The sequence below is a fragment of the Paenibacillus sp. GYB004 genome, from assembly GCF_036577605.1.
Lineage (GTDB): Bacteria > Bacillota > Bacilli > Paenibacillales > NBRC-103111 > Paenibacillus_AB > Paenibacillus_AB oceani.
In genome coordinates this window covers 128,773-146,745 of the sequence record NZ_JARBDB010000035.1, presented here as the reverse complement: position 1 = coordinate 146,745, position 17,973 = coordinate 128,773, and the positions used below count along the sequence as shown (strand labels likewise).

The following is a 17,973-nucleotide window of genomic DNA, read 5'->3' as shown; positions in this document are numbered from 1 at the left end:
TGCACTCCTTCTCGGGTTGTAAACAGCTGTCGATCCGCAGGGTGACAGCTCTGTATGCGGAGAGTGTACAACAGATAAGGGCTCCGATCTTGTAACTTTTGCCGAAAAACAGGGGGGATCTGACGCGCCGGGCCTCTTGCCAGAAGGAGCAGCGTATTTTACTATTGCTTCAGAAGGACGAGTTCTGCGGAAGAAGGAGCCTGATATGCTCGTTTACTCGAAGGAACGTTATTTGGAGAGCGACGAATTTGCTTTTGCGGCCTTTCCTTACTCGACGATGCCGGACCGGCCGTTTACGCCTCATGTGCATGAATTTGTCGAGCTTGTCTACGTGGACAGCGGCTGCGGGGAACATCTGTACAAAGGAAACCGGTTTCCAGTATCCAAGGGAGATCTGTTCGTCATTCCGCCTTACGCCGAGCATGATTATCGCGTGATCGGAGACGCTTCGCTGGACGTGTACAACATTTTGTTTTTGCCGTCTTTTCTCGTATCGGAGTTGAAGGTGCTGTCGCAGGTGACGCCGTTTGTGCAGTTTTTTTATGTGGAGCCGTTTATGAAGCAAAACCCGGATTTCGAGTCTCATCTGAAGCTGTCCCGTTCGGAAGCGGAGGAGGTGAAGCAGCGTCTCGACCGGATTGTCCGGGAATTCCGCGACAAAGCGCTTGGCTATCGGATTACGGTGAAGGCGCTGCTGATCGAGCTGCTCGTCTGGCTGAGCCGGCGGTACGAGCCGGTAACGGCGGAGCCGCCGTTTCAGACCCGGGACTCGGAAGCGATCCGGAAGTTGTGCGAGTTTCTCGATACGCACTATGCCGAGCCGCTTCAGCTGGAGCAGGTGTGCCGGATGTGCGGCATGAGCCAATCGGCTTTTACGGCCAAATTCAAGGAGGTTACGGGCAAGACGTTCACCGGGTACCGCAACGAGCTGCGCATCCAATCTGCTTTGGAGCTGCTTCGGGGCACGGACGAGAAAGTCATTCATATCGCGGAACGGGTGGGTATCGGGGATAGCAGTTATTTCAACAAGCTGTTCAAGGAACAGATCGGAATTTCCCCGCGGGATTACCGCCGGTTGACCCGGACTTGACGGGGAACGGACAAAGTGGGCCGGAACGAGGCGCGCTTTGTTCTTTTTATTAGGAAATGATGAACCTTGCAGCAGCCGAGGATACGTTATGCACTGTATGGAGAGGAACGGATGATCCCGGATCGGCTGGTTTTTCATCGTGTAGAGGAAATCCAACTTCCGTTATTCCCGAAAGGTACATACATATTATGAGATAGAGGAACTTTCGTTTCCTTTATTTTGGCGTTTTGGAGCGGAGCAGGTTATTTTGTCGAAAGTAACGGAACAGATTCTTCCGCTAAACTTCTTTTCCTGCCGCGAACAACAGATAGCGGAAGTATTTCTTCCGGAAGAAGCTTGACAGGCTGGACGGGAAGTCGAAGTCGCCAGTGCGGTTTCGTCGCAGGTTGCGTGTCAGCAATCGAGCGTGAAGGACGTCAACCGTCATTCCGGCTTTCCGGGCGCCGCTCCCCTTTCCCGGTAGTGTTGCGGCGACACGCCTTCCATCTTTTTGAAGATGCGGCTGAAATAAAAGGGCTCCTGATAGCCGACCTCCATGGAGATTTCCTTGACGGTTTTATCGGTTTGATGCAGCAAATGTTTGGCGCGCTGCACGCGCAGCTGCTGGACGTAATGATGGATCGTCGAACCCGTATACTTGCGGAATACTTGGCACAAATATTCATACTTTCTTTCCGTCGCCCGCTCGAGCTGATCCTTGCTCACTTCGCGCTCGTACGAGTTGTTCAGCAGATTGACGAGCTTGCGGAACGTAATATACGAGATCGGGAACGAAGTGTCGAGGTGGCTGGACTCCATAAATCCGGAGGCGATGCGGTGAAGCATGTCCGCCAGCAGCAGCGTGGCCTGATACCGGAAATATCCTTCAGGCCGGTTCATTGTGCCCAGAAGTTTCTCGAACAGGCCGAGCAGCGTATAGCGGTCCCGGTTGCTGAACTGGCGGGGGATGATCAGCAGATCCTCGTGGCTCACCTTCACCGTCCTTAATTCCGTCCGTTCGGCATGCACGATATTAAGTTCGGAGGCACGATTTAGAACGAATTCGTTCATGCCGGGCTCGCAGGAGAACTGCACCCAGAAAAACTTGCCCGAACCTTCGCACGGACTCCATCCGCCATGTTGCTCCCACGGCTTCAGCAAGTACGAATCTCCCATCTGCAGCGTCATCCGGCTGTCTCCCGCCTGCAAACGCACCGTTCCCTCCGCCACTACGATCAGCTCGTAATAAGGGTTATAGTGCATATTGTTGAAGAAGGAAGAGCTGCGGTTCGTATCGAGAAGATCGGCCCATCTGACGTCGAGCGTCGATAAACGGGACATGGAATAGTATAAAGTCATGACTTCCTCCGATGATTTTTCATGACAAAACCTTAATCCTGTTCATGGATGCGGCGGGCGGCCGTTCCTATAATGAAATCAGGCTACATGCATTATACCATGACGGATAAGCGGCTGGAGGAGAAGATATGGGAATCAGTATTTTGAATGAGCGGGACTATTACCGGATCGTGTACGGCGGATGGCTGGGCAAAAATATCGGCGGAACGCTGGGCGCGCCGGTAGAAGGCAGGAAGGAGCTGCTGGATTTGACCTTTTATCCAAAGCTTCCGGACGGCCCGCTCGAGAACGACGATCTGGACTTGCAGCTCGTCTGGCTGCACGCTTTGGAGCAGTACGGTCCGTCCTTGACCGCCCGGGAGCTCGGGAAGGAATGGGCGGAGCACGTATTTTTTCCGTTCGACGAATACGGGTATGCGCTTGCCAACTTGCGCCGGGGGTTGCAGGCTCCGGTAGCGGGCTGGTTCAACAATCCGTTTACGAACTGTATGGGTTCGCCGATCCGCTCCGAGATCTGGGCGATGGCTGCGCCGGGCGCACCGGAGATTGCGGCATATTACGCGTATCAGGACGCCATCGTGGACCATGCCGGGGGCGAGGGCGTATATGGGGAAATGTTTTTCGCGGCGCTGGAAAGTGCGGTCTTCGTCGAGAAGGACAGAGACCGGCTGATCGAAATCGGCATGAAGCACATTCCGGAAAGTTGCCGGACCGCCAAAGCGATGCGGGACTTGATCCGCTGGCACAAGGAAGGCTGCAGCTGGACGGAAGCGCGCGAGCTGATTCTGGAGCATCACGGAAACGATAATTTTACCGATGCCCCGCAAAATATCGCGTTTACGATTCTCGGCTGGCTGTACGGCGACAACTTTGAGGACGCGCTGCTCAAATCGGTCAACTGCGGCTACGATACGGACTGCACGGCGGCGACGCTTGGCGCGATTCTCGGTATGCTGCTCGGACCGGAACAGCTGCCGGAAAGATGGGTCAAGCCTGTCGGCGACCGGGTCGTGGTGAGCCCTCCGATCAAAGGGTTTCCGGCTCCGGCCAATCTGGACGAATTGACCCGCCGCACGATTCGTATGGGCAAGCAAGTGCTCGCGGCCTGGGATTCGGACATCATCGTGCATCCGGAACTGCCGACCTCCTGGAGCCGGGAGGAAGCGGCATTAGACTCGTTGATTGCTTTATCGGAAAGCCCGGTATCGTCGAACCGGTATCAGCTTCCCGAAGGGTCTGTGCGTAACCCGGATCTGGAACTGGTTATCGAGTATGGGGAGATGGGCCCCGCGATCGGGACGAATCAGACGAAAGCCGTTAGTTTCGAGTTGACGAACTGTTCCCGGGTTGCCGTTGAAGGGACGGTCTCCCTGGAGCTGCCGGACGGATGGACCGCTTCCGAAGCTAGGCCGGTCGTGCTGGAGCCGGGGCAATCGTACCGCTGGGAAGCGGAAATTCGCGCTAACGCGTTGGTAAACTCGTATAACGGCCTGGCTTTTCTATGGACCAGAAACCATGACGTGTCCGTATGGTCCGAACAACGGGTAGCGTTCTCCCTCGTCGGAGCTGCGAAGTGGACGGTATGGGGACCTGACGGGCAGCAGCTCGGGGACGTCTGGTTTAGCGGAAACAGACTGGACTTGGAGAAGGCGCTCGGAGCCGAGACGGAGGGCGTGTACCGGGCCAGAACGACGATGCATGTTCCGACGGAGAGACCGTTCCGTCTTATAGCCGCAGCCAACTGCCCGGTTCGGATGAAGCTGGACGGACAGCTTGTCGTCGACTGCGGCGATACGCTGCCGCTGATGCCGGCTTTCCATAGAGCTCCCCCCAGACAAACGGCCGAATTGACGATCGGGGAAGGTTATCATGAAGTGGAAGTGGAAGTCGTAAAGGGTGAAAACCCGCTCGAAGTATACGTCCTGCCCGTATCCGTAAGGAAAACGTCCTCTCCAGGCCCTTGCTACTTCTTCACGGACGTAACTTGGGGGATCCGTTGAGAGTCGACGCACATCAGCATTACTGGGAGCCGCAGCGGGGCGATTACGGCTGGCTGACCCCCGGGCTGGACGCGATGTACCGGGACTTTTTGCCGGATCAGCTCGAGCCGTTGCTCGGCAAGTACAGGATGGACGGTTCCGTTGCGGTGCAGGCCGCGCCTACTGTGGAAGAGACGAAGTATCTTCTGGCACTGAGCGATACGTACCCTTCGATTCTGGGGGTCGTCGGCTGGCTTGATCTCGAGTCGCCCGGTTTCGCTGAAGCTTTGACCCTGCAGCGCGAGCATCCGAAGTTTGTCGGCATCCGGCCGATGATTCAGGATTTGCCGGATGACTGGCTGCTGGGCGAGTCGGTTGCGGGTTCCATGCGGATCTTGGAGCGGCAGCGGTTTCCGGTCGACCTCCAGCTTCGCCCGCGCCTGCTCGACAGTGCGGTTAAGCTGATGGAGCGGGTCCCGGAGCTTACCGCCGTTATCGATCATTTGGCGAAGCCGGATTGGGGACAATCCCCGGTCCGGTGGCAGGAGGCGATCCGCCGGCTGGCCGAGTACCCGAATGTGATGTGCAAACTATCCGGAATGGTGCCGGAGAGCAGGGACCGGCGGGATGCCAGGATGTGGAAGCCGTACGTGAGCTATATATTGGACGTGTTCGGCCCGGGTCGGGTGATGTACGGAAGCGATTGGCCGGTTTGTCTCTGGTCGGCTGACTACGATCGGGTGTACGAATCGTTGGCCGGGCTGCTTCCTGCCGGACCGGAGGATTCGAGGTGGACCGGCTTGTGGGGAGACAATGCGGCGCGGTTTTACGGTTTGAGATGAACGGACTTCGGCGTATTGCCGTTTTTCTTCCATAACTAATGAACCTTCATTTCCTGCAATCGATCGCGGGAGGGCGAAGGTTCTTTTTATTTTGGCCCTAAGAAAGAGACTGGAGCAGGGATGGGAATCGTAATGGAACCAACTGGAGCAAGCGATACTGCCCGTTTCCTCAGATGCGCCGGCGTACGGGTATGCCGAAAAACCGTCTGGGGGAAATCCCCCTCCCGGACGGTTATTACAGGGGTTAAGATTAGTGCGCAGCGATGCCGAAATACGTTTTGCACGAGTCTATGCCGCCGTTCACACGCGCCGGGAGCCGCTCATGGGCACGGGTCGACCGGATAAGGGTGGTTTGTACCCTGTATTTTGTCCGAAACCCGCTTGGTTGGGGAGATAAGATCGGTTCGTAGCTGCTAAAACCGGCTAAAAGAGTATAGCGAGCCTGTCGATTCACTGTGGACAACCAAGTGGAAAGGGAAAAGATTACCTTCTGGCGAGTTTTGTCTGGAATCCCCTACCTTACCATCCTTATTCAATCAAGGGATTCTGGACAACCAGTATGAGCAGAAGAAGGTAACTTTTCACTTGGAACGGCCTGCTAACACTTCTACACAATGAATCGACAGTCTCGCCAAAGGCTCTTATTCCTTACAGTGCCGCTCCCGCAAACACGTCTTCAGTGAAGCGAAACGTTCATATCCGAGGGGAAGCTGTTTGCGCAGGGGGATTGGACTTGAACAAGGCCGGGTTTGGAAGCTTTTCTTAGAAGGTCGAAACCAAAAGCGGTTGTATACGTTGTATATGGATATGCCAGCCGTCCTGTCGATATATGCGTCAAAGTCTCGCCGGGCCTAAGATCAGTGGCAATCGGGGGCGTCGTTGTACACAATTCCGTCTCCGGTCAATACGATTAGGGGCTGAGGCACGTACGGCTTCGCCTCTACTACGGAAACCCGGTCCTTTTGTCCGTATACGGCCACCACGACGGCTACGATGGCGATCGCCGAGAAGGAAATCCATTTCTTTTTGTTCATCTTGGCCAAGCTCCTTCCGTCAGCAATGAAGTTAGAAGTAGTATACCTTATTTCATACCAGAATACTAGGGATTAATTGGGGAGAGGGTGTGCAATTCCAAAACGTGCCAAGGTTGCCTACCTCGCCAAAACCATTCGTCCGTCGCGTTCGTGGACAGGTCTGATTTTTTGAGGGCCTATTATGAAAAATTTTGCAAACCATGTAACTTTTTTTGTCGATGCGACGTCTATAGTTTGTATGAACGAACTATGAACGCGAAAGAGATAGGAGGAGAATCGGGGGATGGCTTGGCTTCCGCGTTTTGCCGCGAAAAAAAAGAAGGAAACGGCGCCGGCTGCAGCATCCGGTGAACGGCCCGCGACATCGGCTGCTGCGGTGGAGACCGCGTCGGCTGCCGAGACGGCTTCCCGGGACGGAACAGCGGCGGTGGCCGGTCTGCCGGTCAGGGGAGAGCCGGCAGCGAATGAGCTGATTCTGTCCGTCAACCATGTCGAGCGTTCATTTCCGGTAGGCGGTCAGCAGCTTCACGTCCTGAAAGGAATCGATATGGAACTGAGGCGCGGCCAATTGGTTATGCTTCGCGGACGTTCGGGCTCGGGCAAGACGACGCTGATGAATATGATCGGCGGACTCGATCAGCCGAACAAAGGCGAGATTTATTTTATGGGACACCCGTTCCATCAGTGGAATGACGATAAGCGGACCGAAGTGAGACGCAAGCAGATCGGGTTCATCTTCCAGGCTTATGCGCTTATGCCGCTGTTGTCCGCATGGGAAAACGTCGAGCTGTCGATGAGGATGGCCGGTATTCCGCGTTCGATGTGGAAGCCGCGAGTCGAGCATTGTCTGGACCTTGTCGGACTTGGCAAAAGGATGCACCACCGCCCGTTCGAATTGTCCGGCGGCGAGCAGCAGAGGGTGGCTATCGCCAAATCGATTGCGCACCGTCCAACGCTGCTGCTGGCGGACGAACCGACTGCGGAGCTTGATTCGCAGATGGGCGCGCAGATCATGTCGGTTTTTCGCGAAATCATCGAGACCGAGCAGGTGACGATCTGCATGACTACACACGACCCTACGATTTTGGAGGTAGCCGACCATGTCTATCAGATGGTTGACGGGAAATTCGTCACTACATAAACGCAGTAAAACGATACTTACAGTTGTATTGGCCGTATCCATGATAGCCGCCAGCGGTTGCTCGCTGCTTCCGAAAGAAGAGGAAGAGGAAGTGCTTCCGGCGATTACTCCGCCGAAAATTTCCGCGAAGCCGGAGCACACGGTCAAGACGACGACTCTCGAAACGAAAGTGAGAGGTGCCGGCCGGCTGATGTCCACCAAGGAGGAAATCTTGTATTTCACCGAGGACAACAAACGGATTAAGGAAATGTATGTCAAATCCGGAGATGCGGTCACCGCGGGCCAACTGATCGCGGAGCTTGACGTCAGCACGCTGGAAAGTGAGCTTCGTACGCTGAGACTGCAGCAGCGTAGCGAGGAGCTGGCGATGATCGAGAAGCTTCGCAAAAGCGACGGCGACCAATCGGCAACCGAGCTGGAGCAGGCCAAGATCCAGTTCGAGCTCAAAAAGGAAAAGCTGACTGAGCTGGAAACGTCGATCGCCAAGGCGAAGCTGAGCGCTCCTTTCGGCGGGACAATCGTCTCCGTGCCAGTCAAAAAAGGCGACAGCGTCAAGGCGTACGACGATATTGCCGTCATCGCCGACCTGAATGAGCTGACCGTCGTGGCCGACCTGAGCGCCGACGACCTCAAAAAGGTAGCGGTCGGAATGGAAGTGCTGGTCGATATTAACATGGCCGGTCAGCATAAGGGCAAGGTGAAGCAGCTGCCCGCTCCTAAGCAGGATAACAACAACAACCCGGGCGGGCAGAAGAAACAAGACACGATCGACAACTATCTGGTCGTGGAGCTCGATGCGTTCCCTCAAGGACTCAACCGCGGAACGCCGCTAAGCGTGCAGGTCATCACCCAGCGGAAAGAAAACGCAGTCGTCATTCCGGCTTCCGCGCTTCGCAGCTATTCCGGCCGCAACTATGTGCAAGTGGTCGACGATAAGGGGAAACGGGAGGTAGACGTAGAGATCGGCCAGCAGACGTCGACCGAAGTGGAGATCCTTAAAGGCCTGCAGCCGGGGCAAAAAGTGGTGGGGAGATAACGTCTATGCCTATGCTCCGGTTTTTGTATCGTAAAATGTGGAATAACCGCTGGATGACGCTCAGTACACTGCTCGGGCTTATTGTGGCGGTAGCGTTCACGACCAGTATCCCGATGTACTCGGACGGCTCGCTCAAGCGGGTCGTAGCGAATACGCTGCTGGACAATACGGACGGACTGCCTCCGGGCTCGACGCTGATCCGTTATCAGGCGGTAGGGGCGGATAAAGCCGATCTGGAATCGCTTGGTGACGTTGACGCCTACATTCGCGACGAGATTCCGAAGCAGATCGGATTTCCGTTTACGACTTATGCACGTTCCTATTCGATTCGGGGTTCGCAGATCACGCCGGTCGATCCGACCAAGACGGACCCGAGCAAACGCCGCCAGATGACGATCGTCACATACGGCGGTTTGGCCGACCATATCGAGATGTCGAACGGCAGCCCGTTCTCCGATCAAGTCAAGAATGGGGTCATCGAGGCAGTCGTTTTCGAAGAAGCGATGTACCGGAACGATTTCAGAGTCGGAGATGAGTTCAATTATCCGATTACCGGCGGGCAAGGCATCGCGCCGCTTAAGGTGAAGGTTGTCGGCACGTTCAAGCCGAAGCAGGAGGAAGACCCTTACTGGTACCAAGGCTTCGAGGGACTGCTTAACAGCCTGATCGTCAGTGACGAAGTGTTCCAGAACGAACTGCTCCAGCAGAAAAAAATACCGCTTAATCTCGCGAACTGGTATTATGCGTTCGACTTGCGCGAAATTAAAACAAGTCAGCTGTCCGAACTGTCCCGGATTCTGGACCGGCTGGACATTACGCTGTACCAGAAGCTGAAGGATACGAGAGTGGATTTCTCGTTCCAGGATATGCTTACCGAGTTCAAGCGGCAAAGCTTGCAAATGCAAATGACGCTGTTCACGCTCGCTGCGCCGATGATCGCGATGGTCTTTTATTATATCGTCATGAATGCGCGCCAGTCGCTGGACCGTCAGCGGAGCGACATCGCCGTACTGCGAAGCCGCGGGGGAAGCACCCGCCAGATCATTTGGGTATATTTGCTGGAAGGGCTTCTGCTCGGCGCCGTCGCCCTCCTGATCGGTCCGGTTATCGGCTGGATGATGGCGAAAAGCATCGGCTCGTCGAACGGATTCCTTATGTTTGTCGACCGGAAGGCGGTTCCGGTAGGCGTGACGACGGAAGCACTGATGTATGGGGGAGCGGCGGTGCTGCTGGCCATACTTGCGAGCGTAATTCCGGCGGTTTCCTTCGCCCGGTCGTCCATCGTCAGCTACAAGCAGCAGTTGGCCCGCTCAGACCGCAAGCCGTTCTGGCAGAAATGGTTTTTGGATGTGCTGCTTATTCTGCTGGCCGGTTACGGGTATTATTCGTTTCAAAATTATCAGGTGCTGTCGGCCAAAACCGGTTTGACGAACGATCAGCTTCAGGTGCATCCGCTGCTGTTTTTCGTTCCGGCGCTTACGATATTCGCGCTGGGCCTGTTTTTCCTGAGATTATTTCCGTGGCTGCTGCGGCTGTTTAACTGGCTCGGCAAAACGTTTTTGCCCGTACCGATCTATTTGACGCTTACGCAGCTGTCCCGTTCGTCCAAATCGTATTATCCGCTTATGCTGCTGCTTATTTTGACTCTGGGCCTCGGGGTATACAACTCCTCCGCGGCACGGACGATCGATCTGAACTCCACCGAGCGCACGTTGTACCAATACGGCACTGATATCGTGCTTCAACCCGTATGGGAAGCGTACTCGGAAGCACCGCCGCCGTCGCCGGATCAAGGTCAAGGAGGCCAAGGCGGTCAGGGGGGACAAGGCGGTCAAGGAGGCCAAGGAGGCCAGGGCGGAGGTGGAGGCGGCAATCCGGGAGGCAATCCGGGAGGCAATCCGGGAGGTAATCCCGGCGGCGAACCGCAAAACTCGAAGATGCTGTACCTCGAGCCGCCGTTTGAAATTTTCCGCACGCTGGAAGGCGTGGAACATGCGGCGAGAGTGCTGCAAACGAAAGGAAACGTCGTCGTTTCCGGCAAATCGCTTGGCGCCGGTACCGTCATGGGCATCGACAACGTGGACTTCGCGGAAGTAGCCTGGTTCCGCAACGATTTGTTCCCGGCGCATCCGCGGCAATATTTGCAGCTGCTCGGTTCATACGAGCATGCGGTAATCATCCCGGAATCGTTCGCCAAGAAACATCAGGTGAAGCCGGGAGATCTGATCTCGATCGCCATTCAGCAGCAGATGGTCGAGTTTGTCATTGTCGGCACGCTGCCGTATTGGCCGTCGCTGTACCCGGATCAATCGCCGTTTTTCATCGCCAACCTGGATTACATATTCGATCAGGCGCCTCTCGTACCTTATGACGTCTGGCTGAAAATGAAGCCCGGAGCGCTGCTCGCTCCGATTATCGAGACGCTGCAAGAGAAAAATATTCCTTTGGTCAGCTACAAGGACGTACGAAGAGAGCTGATCACTCAGAGCAAACATCCGTCGCGCGGCGGCGTATTCGGTATACTGAGCCTGGGTTTCCTCGTATCGGTTCTCGTATCGCTGATCGGATATGTGCTGTATTGGTTCTTCAATCTGTCGAGCAGGGTCGTCCAGTTCGGCGTCTTGCGGGCAATGGGATTGTCGCGTAAGCAGTTGACCGGCATGCTGCTACTTGAACAGGTGTTTACCGCGGGCTTGTCGATTGTGCTGGGCTTCGTCATCGGCAGGCTGACGAGTATCCTGTTCCTGCCGTTCCTGCAAACGACGGAAAATGCCAAAACCCAAGTTCCGCCGTTCCGGGTTGTGTTCGAAGCCAGGGACATGTATCAGCTATACGCCGTCGTCGGATTTATGCTGATTACAGGCGCAACGCTGCTGCTGCTTCATATTCGCCGGCTGAGAGTGCATCAGGCGGTTAAGCTGGGGGAGGAGCGGTAACCGATGATTACTTGCGAAGGATTAGTCAAAATTTTCAAAACCGACGAGATCGAGGTCGTCGCGCTGCAAGGCTTGAACATTTCGGTAGAAGCCGGCGAGATGATGGCGATCATCGGCAACAGCGGAAGCGGAAAGTCAACGATGCTGAACATCCTGGGCGGACTCGACCGCCCTTCCGCGGGCCAGGTCCGGGTCGGCGAATGGGATCTGCTGAAGATTACCGACGAACAGCTGGTGGAGTACAAGCGCAAGACGGTTGGCTTCATCTGGCAAAATAACGCTCGGAACCTGCTTCCCTACTTGACCGCGCTGGAAAACGTGGAAATGCCGATGATGCTGAGCGGCAAGGTGGATCGCGCCTACGCCAAGCAGTTGCTGGATTGGGTGGGGCTCAAGGAGCGGATGAACAACAAGCTGTATCAGCTCTCCGGCGGGGAGCAGCAACGCGTCGCGATCGCCATCTCGCTGTCGAACCGGCCGTCGCTGCTGCTGGCCGACGAACCTACCGGTTCGGTGGATACGCAAACGTCGGACCTGATCATGGATACTTTCCGCAGGCTGAACAAAGAGATCGGCATCACGATCGTAATCGTCACCCACGATCTGTCGCTCGCCAGCAAGGTGGACCGGGTCGTGGCCATCCGCGACGGCCTCACGAGCACCGAATTCGTGAAGCGGAACGAAAATCTCGATTTCGATGCAGGCGCCGGCTCTCATCTCAAAGGAATCCGTGCGGGGCACGAGGAGTATGTCGTGCTTGACCGTGCGGGCCGTCTGCAAATTCCTAAAGAATATTTACAAGCTCTGCAAATCACGAACAAAGCGTCGATGGAATTCGACGGCAAGACGATTACGATTAAAGCGCCGAAACAATTAGGGGGAGAAGCGAATGAATCAATCTAAACCGCGATGGCTTAAAACGTTGACCGGCCTTACGGCAATTGCGACCTTGACCGTGCCGGTACTGGCAGCATGCAATAAAGGGGAAGGGCCGAGCGATAAGGGCGAGCAGGTGCTGCGTATCGCGACTCCGTATTACGGCGAGGAGGATGAGTACTTCCGCCAGCAGTTTACCGAAATTTTCGAATACAATAATCCGAACATCAAGGTCGAGATCGTGTCTGCGGTCAATCAGGACCAGTATCGTTACGGACCGAGACCGGAAGGGGAAAAGCCGGAAGATCCGAACGAGAAAATGAAAGAGCTGATGAACAGCGATAACCCGCCTGACGTCGTTATGCTTAACTTTGAGCAGCTTCCCGATCTGATCAGCAACAACATGCTGAAGCAGCTAGACGCGGACATTACGAAGGATAAATTCGACTTGTCGGACGTAGTGCCGGCCGTCATCGACGGGATCAAGTCTGCAGGAGAAGGCAAGATTTACGCGCTTGCGCCGACGTTTTCCTCTCAAGTGCTGCTGTACAACAAGAAGCCGTTTGACGATGCGGGTGTTGAGTACCCGAAAGACGGCATGACCTGGGATGAGATGTTCGAACTGGCGCGCCGGGTATCGAAAGGTGAAGATGAAAACCGCGTCTACGGATTTTCTTTTAACCAATACAATTACGGCTCCAAAGAAAACTTATTCCACGAGATGAGGACGTATACGGCGCCGCTTCAATTGCGTACGTTCTCGGATAACGCTGAAAGCATGACGGTGGATTCCGATCAGTGGGAAAAAGTATGGTCGACGATGATCAGCCTCAGCAAGGAGAAAATATTCCCCGAGCCGATCGATTACAGCAAGATGGATGCGGCCAGACGGGCGCAGATGGCAAGCGGCGAGTACAATCCGTTCCAAAACAATACGTTCATGAACGGCAAGCTCGCGATGACGCTTGGTCATACGTATAATATTAACGAACTGATCCGCAGCAACAAAAATGCGGCCAACATTAAAGGGTATACGCCTATCGATTGGGATATCGTCTCGATGCCTTCGCATCCGGAGTTTAAAGACGTCGGCGGCAACGTGTACCTGAACGGTCTGATGGGCATTAACGCCAAAGCTCAAAATTCGGCGGCGGCGTGGAAGTTCATTAAATTCATCAACGGCGAAGATTGGGCAAGACTGAAGTCCAAAAGCGTCAACCAGCTCGTATCCCGCGCGAAGTACATTCAGCCTCGCGACGGCATGCAGTATAACATCAAAGCGTTTTACACCATGAAGCCGGTACCGGTTCAGGACGAGATGAGCGAGCTGTATCGGGAATACCAATATATCGGTCAAGTGTATGATATTGGCCGGGAATATTTCAAAAAAGCGATTGAAGGCAACATTACCGTCCGCGAAGCTCTGAAAGAATGGCAGACAGCCGGAGATGCGGCGTTGAAGCAGATGAAGGATAATCCTAACGCTCCGATCAACATCATGCCCGGCGGCGGCCCGATGATGATGCCGGCGTTCTAATCGATGAAGGATGCCGGATCGCCGACTGAGGCGGTCCGGTTTTCGCATTTTCCGACAATTTCCGGGAAGTCCATGCTATAATGAACCTATGTCTGACATCGAAGGGGAGATTCCAATGCGGAAACGGGTCCACAGCAAAGATGTAAAGGAAGCTGCACTGCGCAAGCTGCAGGAGCGCGGCGTACAGCTTGAAGATATCGCTCATATCGTCTATGAGATGCAATCTCCCTATAATGCGGGTTTGAAGCTGCAGTTGTGTCTGGAAAGCGTTCGGGCGGTGCTGGAGAAGCGCGAGATTCAGCATGCGATATTGGTGGGGATCGAGCTCGACCAGCTGGCCGAGAAACAGATGCTGTCCGAACCGCTGCAGTCGATCGTCGAGACGGACGAAGGGTTGTTCGGTTGTGACGAGACGTTGGCGCTTGGTTCGGTATTCGGCTATGGGAGTATAGCCGTTACGACGTTCGGTCATTTGGACAAGCATAAGGTCGGAGTGATCAAGCGGCTCGATACGAAAAGCGGGAACGGCGTCCATACGTTCCTCGACGATCTGGTGGCGAGCATCGCGGCTTCCGCAGCCAGCCGGATCGCTCACCGGATGCGCGACGAGGAGGAGCGCCTGGAGGCGGTTGATAACCCTGCGGTGCTTCGGGGAGAGCATGCGGGCTGAATAAACGGTGTAGAACCTCTCACGCAGAGATGCGGGGAGGTTTTTTTGCGGTCTTTTTCGTTTATAACGGGGGCGTAAGCGTTAGGGCAAATAGCGTGTTTCTGAAACTTTTTGCATAGAATCGTACCGATCCCGGTAAAAAAATGGGGGAGATGGGATATGCTAATGAGAGAACAAGATCAAAGAAAGGATCGGTCGGAATTGAAGATGCAATGGGTGTACTGGGTCAAGCTGTATGAAAGCAAATTCCAGGCGGGCTGTCTGGCCAAGCGGATGGAAGAGGATTGGTGGATCTACGGCTACGAATGCCCGCAGTCGGTGGAAGTGTTCAGGTCCAAGAAAGGCCGGTTCGGCGTCCGGTATCAGCTGTAGGGAACAAGAAAACTTACGGTTAGTACCACTAAGTGAAAAAAATATTGACATCCACTCTTCATATGGTGTATATTTATTTTTGTCGCTGTCGCGAACAGGACAGCATTTCCAAACGACGCGGGGTGGAGCAGCCCGGTAGCTCGTCGGGCTCATAACCCGAAGGCCGCAGGTTCAAATCCTGCCCCCGCAATAATCTTTTCCGCTCATTGGGGCCCTTAGCTCAGTTGGTTAGAGCGGTCGGCTCATAACCGATTGGTCGGGGGTTCGAGTCCCTCAGGGCCCACCAGAAATAGAATGCGGCAATCATAGATTGATAGGAACGTCCATACATACATGCCGGGGTGGCGGAATGGCAGACGCACAGGACTTAAAATCCTGCGGGGGCAACCCCGTACGAGTTCGAGTCTCGTCCTCGGCATAAACCTACAATCCAAAAACACAAAACGCTTGGTTAAAGACAGCGGGAGTTGATCCCCGTCGATAACCCGGCGTTTTTTTGTGCAGGCGAACCGGGTTCGACCTAGTTTTTGGGTGTAAACTCCAAGAGAACAGACTGCTTCCGGGATGTGTCCATGATGATCATTGAAAGTCTTGTCGACCGTAAAAACCAGGCGCCGTTAACGGTGCTGCTTAACCTGAAAAAGGGTGACCCGGTCGATCTGCGGCTGGAGGACGGTTCCTGGAAGGTATATGCGCACGGCGCCTATCTGGGGGCGATCCCCGATTCCTATGAAATAAACGGGAGCCGTTATCAGCATGCGGTCATAACTAAGATGGAGCGGACCGTTACGATGAATTTCTCGCTGCGATGTGTAACGGTTCAAGAACTCCAAGCGCATGCGGAAAAGCAGCGTGTGGAGACGGAACAATACAAGAAGAAGTATATCCAATATCAAAAAGAAAAAGAGTCGGACAAGTATAGACCGGGCACCTCCAGCGGCGTTAGTCTGTACGATAAAGAGCTGGATAAAGAGTTAACTTGGGATTATGACCCCGAGCCGTGACTTTGCCAAGTATCGTTGCAAAGCAGTGTATATGTGAAAGTAATTACATAGCAGTTAATCTGTAACGTCAGGAAAAGAGAGTTCAGCGGTTACGCGGCACATAAGGGCTCTCTATCGTTATCAATGATCTGGCAGCATCGATTGTTAGTAACGGATATCCGAATAGTGTGCCGGATTGCGGGGCTGTACTAAAGAAATAATGGGATGCAGGGCGGACGCACAGGACTTTAAATCCTGCGGGGTAACCTGAACAAGTTCAAGTTTAATCACCCATCTATCACCTGAAGAATGCAAACCACTATAGCAAACCAACTTAGTGAACAAACCATCCCCGATTGTACCACGCACATCCATCTATTCTTAAAACGATTCTGATTATCAACGAATATCCTCAACAAACACTTTACTCATTTATCGCTTATTTTCATTATATTTCTATTCTCAAGCCGTTATAATCCTTATAAAAATGAAACAGGACGAGATTCTGATTGTCGAATGCAATTGCAATTTCATCCCCCCTCGATAACTTGAAACCCTTAGCTTAAACCCTCGGAAAGTAAAAAAAGAACTTCGGCCAAGAGCGTCCGCTCTGCCGAAGTTCCCGGGTGAAGCTTATCTTACAACGCGTCAGAAGACGAAGTCGATCCGGCGGCCGGCTGCAACACCGGCTTATAGGTTGAGGCGACGTAGGTGTCGATTTTGGCCTCGCTGATCACTTGCGGATACATTTTATCCGGATCGGGCTGATGAAGCTCGTAGGAGATCAACGCTTGGCCGTCAAGGGTGAACTCGATGTTCGATACCGAGATTCCGTATCCGGGATGCGGTCGGTTGCTCCAGGTTAAGGTTACTTTGTTCACATCGTCGTTTACTTTCGTAACCGACAGCGATATGTCCGGATCTACCGCCGGAACGGGTTTGATCGGTTCGTGCTTTTTGGCGAACAGGATCGCCTGATTCAGCAGACGGGCCGCTTCGCTGCGCGTAATTTCGTGTTTCGGATAAAAATATCCGTCGTCAAGCTCGGTAATTTTGCCGAGCACCAGATGCTGGATGCTGTTCATGTAGGCTTCAGTGACGTCCGCTTCATCCTTCAGAATGACATACATTTTAATGAACGCATAATCATTTTTGGCCGTCAACGCATGGAACAAAAGATCGGCGTACTGCTCTTTTGTCAAGTTTTGCAGCGGGTCGGCGTCCCTCGGAATCGGCAGGCCGTTATGATGCGCATAGATGAACGCTTCTGCGTACCAGGCGTCATTGGGAACGTTGGTGAAATAATCGCTTGCTTCCGGTTTCTTAATAAACCGGATATGATCGATATTCAAATCAAAAGCTTTAACCAGCATCGCAACGCCTTGCGCCATCGTGACTTTGCCTTTGGGGGCGAAATGCTCGGCCGATATGCCGCTGACGATGCCGGCTTTCTGAAGTGCGGCGATATCCGCCTCGTTAGGATCGCCTTGTACGTCGGAGAAGGCATAAGCGGAGCCGCCCAGCATCATTAGCAGGGCGAGCAGTGCGGAGATAAAGACGGTTGCCCGTTTTTTCATTTCTTTCACCTCTTCGTCTGATGTTATCGTGCAATCGATCGATCAACCTTCTAAACGGGAAACGCCAGAGAAATGTTGCAAAGTTTATCCACTTTTTTTGAGAATGCGAGTTTCGCTGGAAACGGAACAAACGCCAGATGCGGAAGCGTGGCTCCGCAATCTGGCGTTTGTTGGTTGGTTTATTCGTTCAAGCCGGCACGTCCCGTGCTTGTGGCGAGAGACGAATCGGCATCGGCCGGTGAATAGGCGATCAGAGTTACCAGCTGTCCGGTTTCCTGCTTCAATTTTTGTTCCAGCTGAACGATCTCTTGGATAAGAGCGGGTTTGCCGTTTAAATCGGTGTATTCGTATTCGTTGCGAGTGGTCAAGTGTCGCTGCTCCTTTCCGCGCAAAAGCCGTCATTCCAAACCTAATTTTAGACTGTCCCGAAAAATTGCTTTCTATACCCGGCGTATTCTGTATTGGCAGACAAGCCCGTTTTTGTTAGAATGCGTGTAAGGCCCCGGATCGGGGTCTGTTTGTCCATATGAGGGAGGAGATGAAGCGATGAAACGATTATCGG

The 17,973-nt window shown here is 54.0% G+C and carries 15 protein-coding genes and 3 tRNA genes; 14 read left to right on the top strand and 4 right to left on the bottom strand.

The genetic code is table 11. The features are described from left to right. The first annotated feature begins 205 nt into the window (after window positions 1–205). Complete coding sequence (locus PV433_RS15480) at window positions 206–1,090, top strand: AraC family transcriptional regulator (protein WP_332072977.1); 885 nt, start codon at window positions 206–208, stop codon at window positions 1,088–1,090. Window positions 1,091–1,513: 423 nt separating this feature from the next. Here the strand turns inward: PV433_RS15480 and PV433_RS15475 are convergent, their stop codons facing one another. Further along, on the bottom strand, window positions 1,514–2,428 hold the full coding sequence (locus PV433_RS15475) for an AraC family transcriptional regulator (RefSeq protein ID WP_332072976.1): 915 nt from the start codon (window positions 2,426–2,428) through the stop codon (window positions 1,514–1,516). A gap of 128 nt (window positions 2,429–2,556) precedes the next feature. On the opposite strand from PV433_RS15475, the gene PV433_RS15470 reads away from it, so the two are divergent. Then, window positions 2,557–4,428: an ADP-ribosylglycohydrolase family protein gene (locus tag PV433_RS15470; protein WP_332072975.1), complete on the top strand. Its 1,872-nt coding sequence runs from the start codon at window positions 2,557–2,559 to the stop codon at window positions 4,426–4,428. Next, complete coding sequence (locus PV433_RS15465) at window positions 4,425–5,249, top strand: amidohydrolase family protein (RefSeq protein ID WP_332072974.1); 825 nt, start codon at window positions 4,425–4,427, stop codon at window positions 5,247–5,249. Before PV433_RS15470 ends, PV433_RS15465 begins: the two co-directional genes overlap by 4 nt. An 857-nt stretch (window positions 5,250–6,106) precedes the next feature. Here PV433_RS15465 and PV433_RS15460 read toward each other — a convergent pair. Beyond that, window positions 6,107–6,283, bottom strand: a complete 177-nt coding sequence (locus PV433_RS15460; protein ID WP_332072973.1) for a hypothetical protein — start codon at window positions 6,281–6,283, stop codon at window positions 6,107–6,109. Window positions 6,284–6,566: 283 nt separating this feature from the next. Between PV433_RS15460 and PV433_RS15455 the strand changes: the two genes are divergently transcribed. From PV433_RS15455 to PV433_RS15405, 11 genes are all read left to right on the top strand, one after another. Next, window positions 6,567–7,424 carry an ABC transporter ATP-binding protein gene (locus tag PV433_RS15455; protein ID WP_332072972.1) on the top strand — a complete coding sequence of 286 codons (858 nt, stop codon included), beginning with the start codon at window positions 6,567–6,569 and terminating at the stop codon, window positions 7,422–7,424. Beyond that, a complete protein-coding gene (locus PV433_RS15450; RefSeq protein WP_332072971.1) occupies window positions 7,384–8,460 on the top strand; it encodes an efflux RND transporter periplasmic adaptor subunit in 1,077 nt (358 codons plus the stop codon). Before PV433_RS15455 ends, PV433_RS15450 begins: the two co-directional genes overlap by 41 nt. Before the next feature lie 5 nt (window positions 8,461–8,465). Further along, window positions 8,466–11,396 carry an ABC transporter permease gene (locus PV433_RS15445; protein ID WP_332072970.1) on the top strand — a complete coding sequence of 977 codons (2,931 nt, stop codon included), beginning with the start codon at window positions 8,466–8,468 and terminating at the stop codon, window positions 11,394–11,396. A gap of 3 nt (window positions 11,397–11,399) precedes the next feature. Continuing rightward, window positions 11,400–12,299: an ABC transporter ATP-binding protein gene (locus PV433_RS15440; protein ID WP_332072969.1), complete on the top strand. Its 900-nt coding sequence runs from the start codon at window positions 11,400–11,402 to the stop codon at window positions 12,297–12,299. Further along, on the top strand, window positions 12,286–13,809 hold the full coding sequence (locus tag PV433_RS15435; RefSeq protein WP_332072968.1) for an ABC transporter substrate-binding protein: 1,524 nt from the start codon (window positions 12,286–12,288) through the stop codon (window positions 13,807–13,809). Before PV433_RS15440 ends, PV433_RS15435 begins: the two co-directional genes overlap by 14 nt. A 115-nt stretch (window positions 13,810–13,924) precedes the next feature. Continuing rightward, window positions 13,925–14,479, top strand: coding sequence for a phosphatidylglycerophosphatase A family protein (locus tag PV433_RS15430; RefSeq protein WP_190926278.1), 555 nt, complete (start codon window positions 13,925–13,927; stop codon window positions 14,477–14,479). A 165-nt stretch (window positions 14,480–14,644) separates the two neighbouring features. Then, the gene (locus PV433_RS15425; RefSeq protein ID WP_332073081.1) at window positions 14,645–14,851 is read left to right on the top strand and encodes a hypothetical protein; all 207 of its coding nucleotides are present in this window, start codon (window positions 14,645–14,647) and stop codon (window positions 14,849–14,851) included. Between the two features lie 116 nt (window positions 14,852–14,967). Further along, window positions 14,968–15,041, top strand: a tRNA-Met gene (locus tag PV433_RS15420). Between the two features lie 19 nt (window positions 15,042–15,060). After that, window positions 15,061–15,137 (top strand) — tRNA-Ile (locus tag PV433_RS15415). 49 nt (window positions 15,138–15,186) lie between these two features. Next, window positions 15,187–15,269, top strand: a tRNA-Leu gene (locus tag PV433_RS15410). A gap of 154 nt (window positions 15,270–15,423) precedes the next feature. Continuing rightward, the gene (locus tag PV433_RS15405; protein ID WP_332072966.1) at window positions 15,424–15,855 is read left to right on the top strand and encodes a hypothetical protein; all 432 of its coding nucleotides are present in this window, start codon (window positions 15,424–15,426) and stop codon (window positions 15,853–15,855) included. Window positions 15,856–16,472: 617 nt separating this feature from the next. Here the strand turns inward: PV433_RS15405 and PV433_RS15400 are convergent. Next, a complete protein-coding gene (locus PV433_RS15400) occupies window positions 16,473–17,411 on the bottom strand; it encodes an S-layer homology domain-containing protein (protein ID WP_332072965.1) in 939 nt (312 codons plus the stop codon). A 179-nt stretch (window positions 17,412–17,590) separates the two neighbouring features. Then, window positions 17,591–17,779, bottom strand: a complete 189-nt coding sequence (locus tag PV433_RS15395) for a hypothetical protein (RefSeq protein WP_332072964.1) — start codon at window positions 17,777–17,779, stop codon at window positions 17,591–17,593. Between the last annotated feature and the right edge of the window lie 194 nt (window positions 17,780–17,973).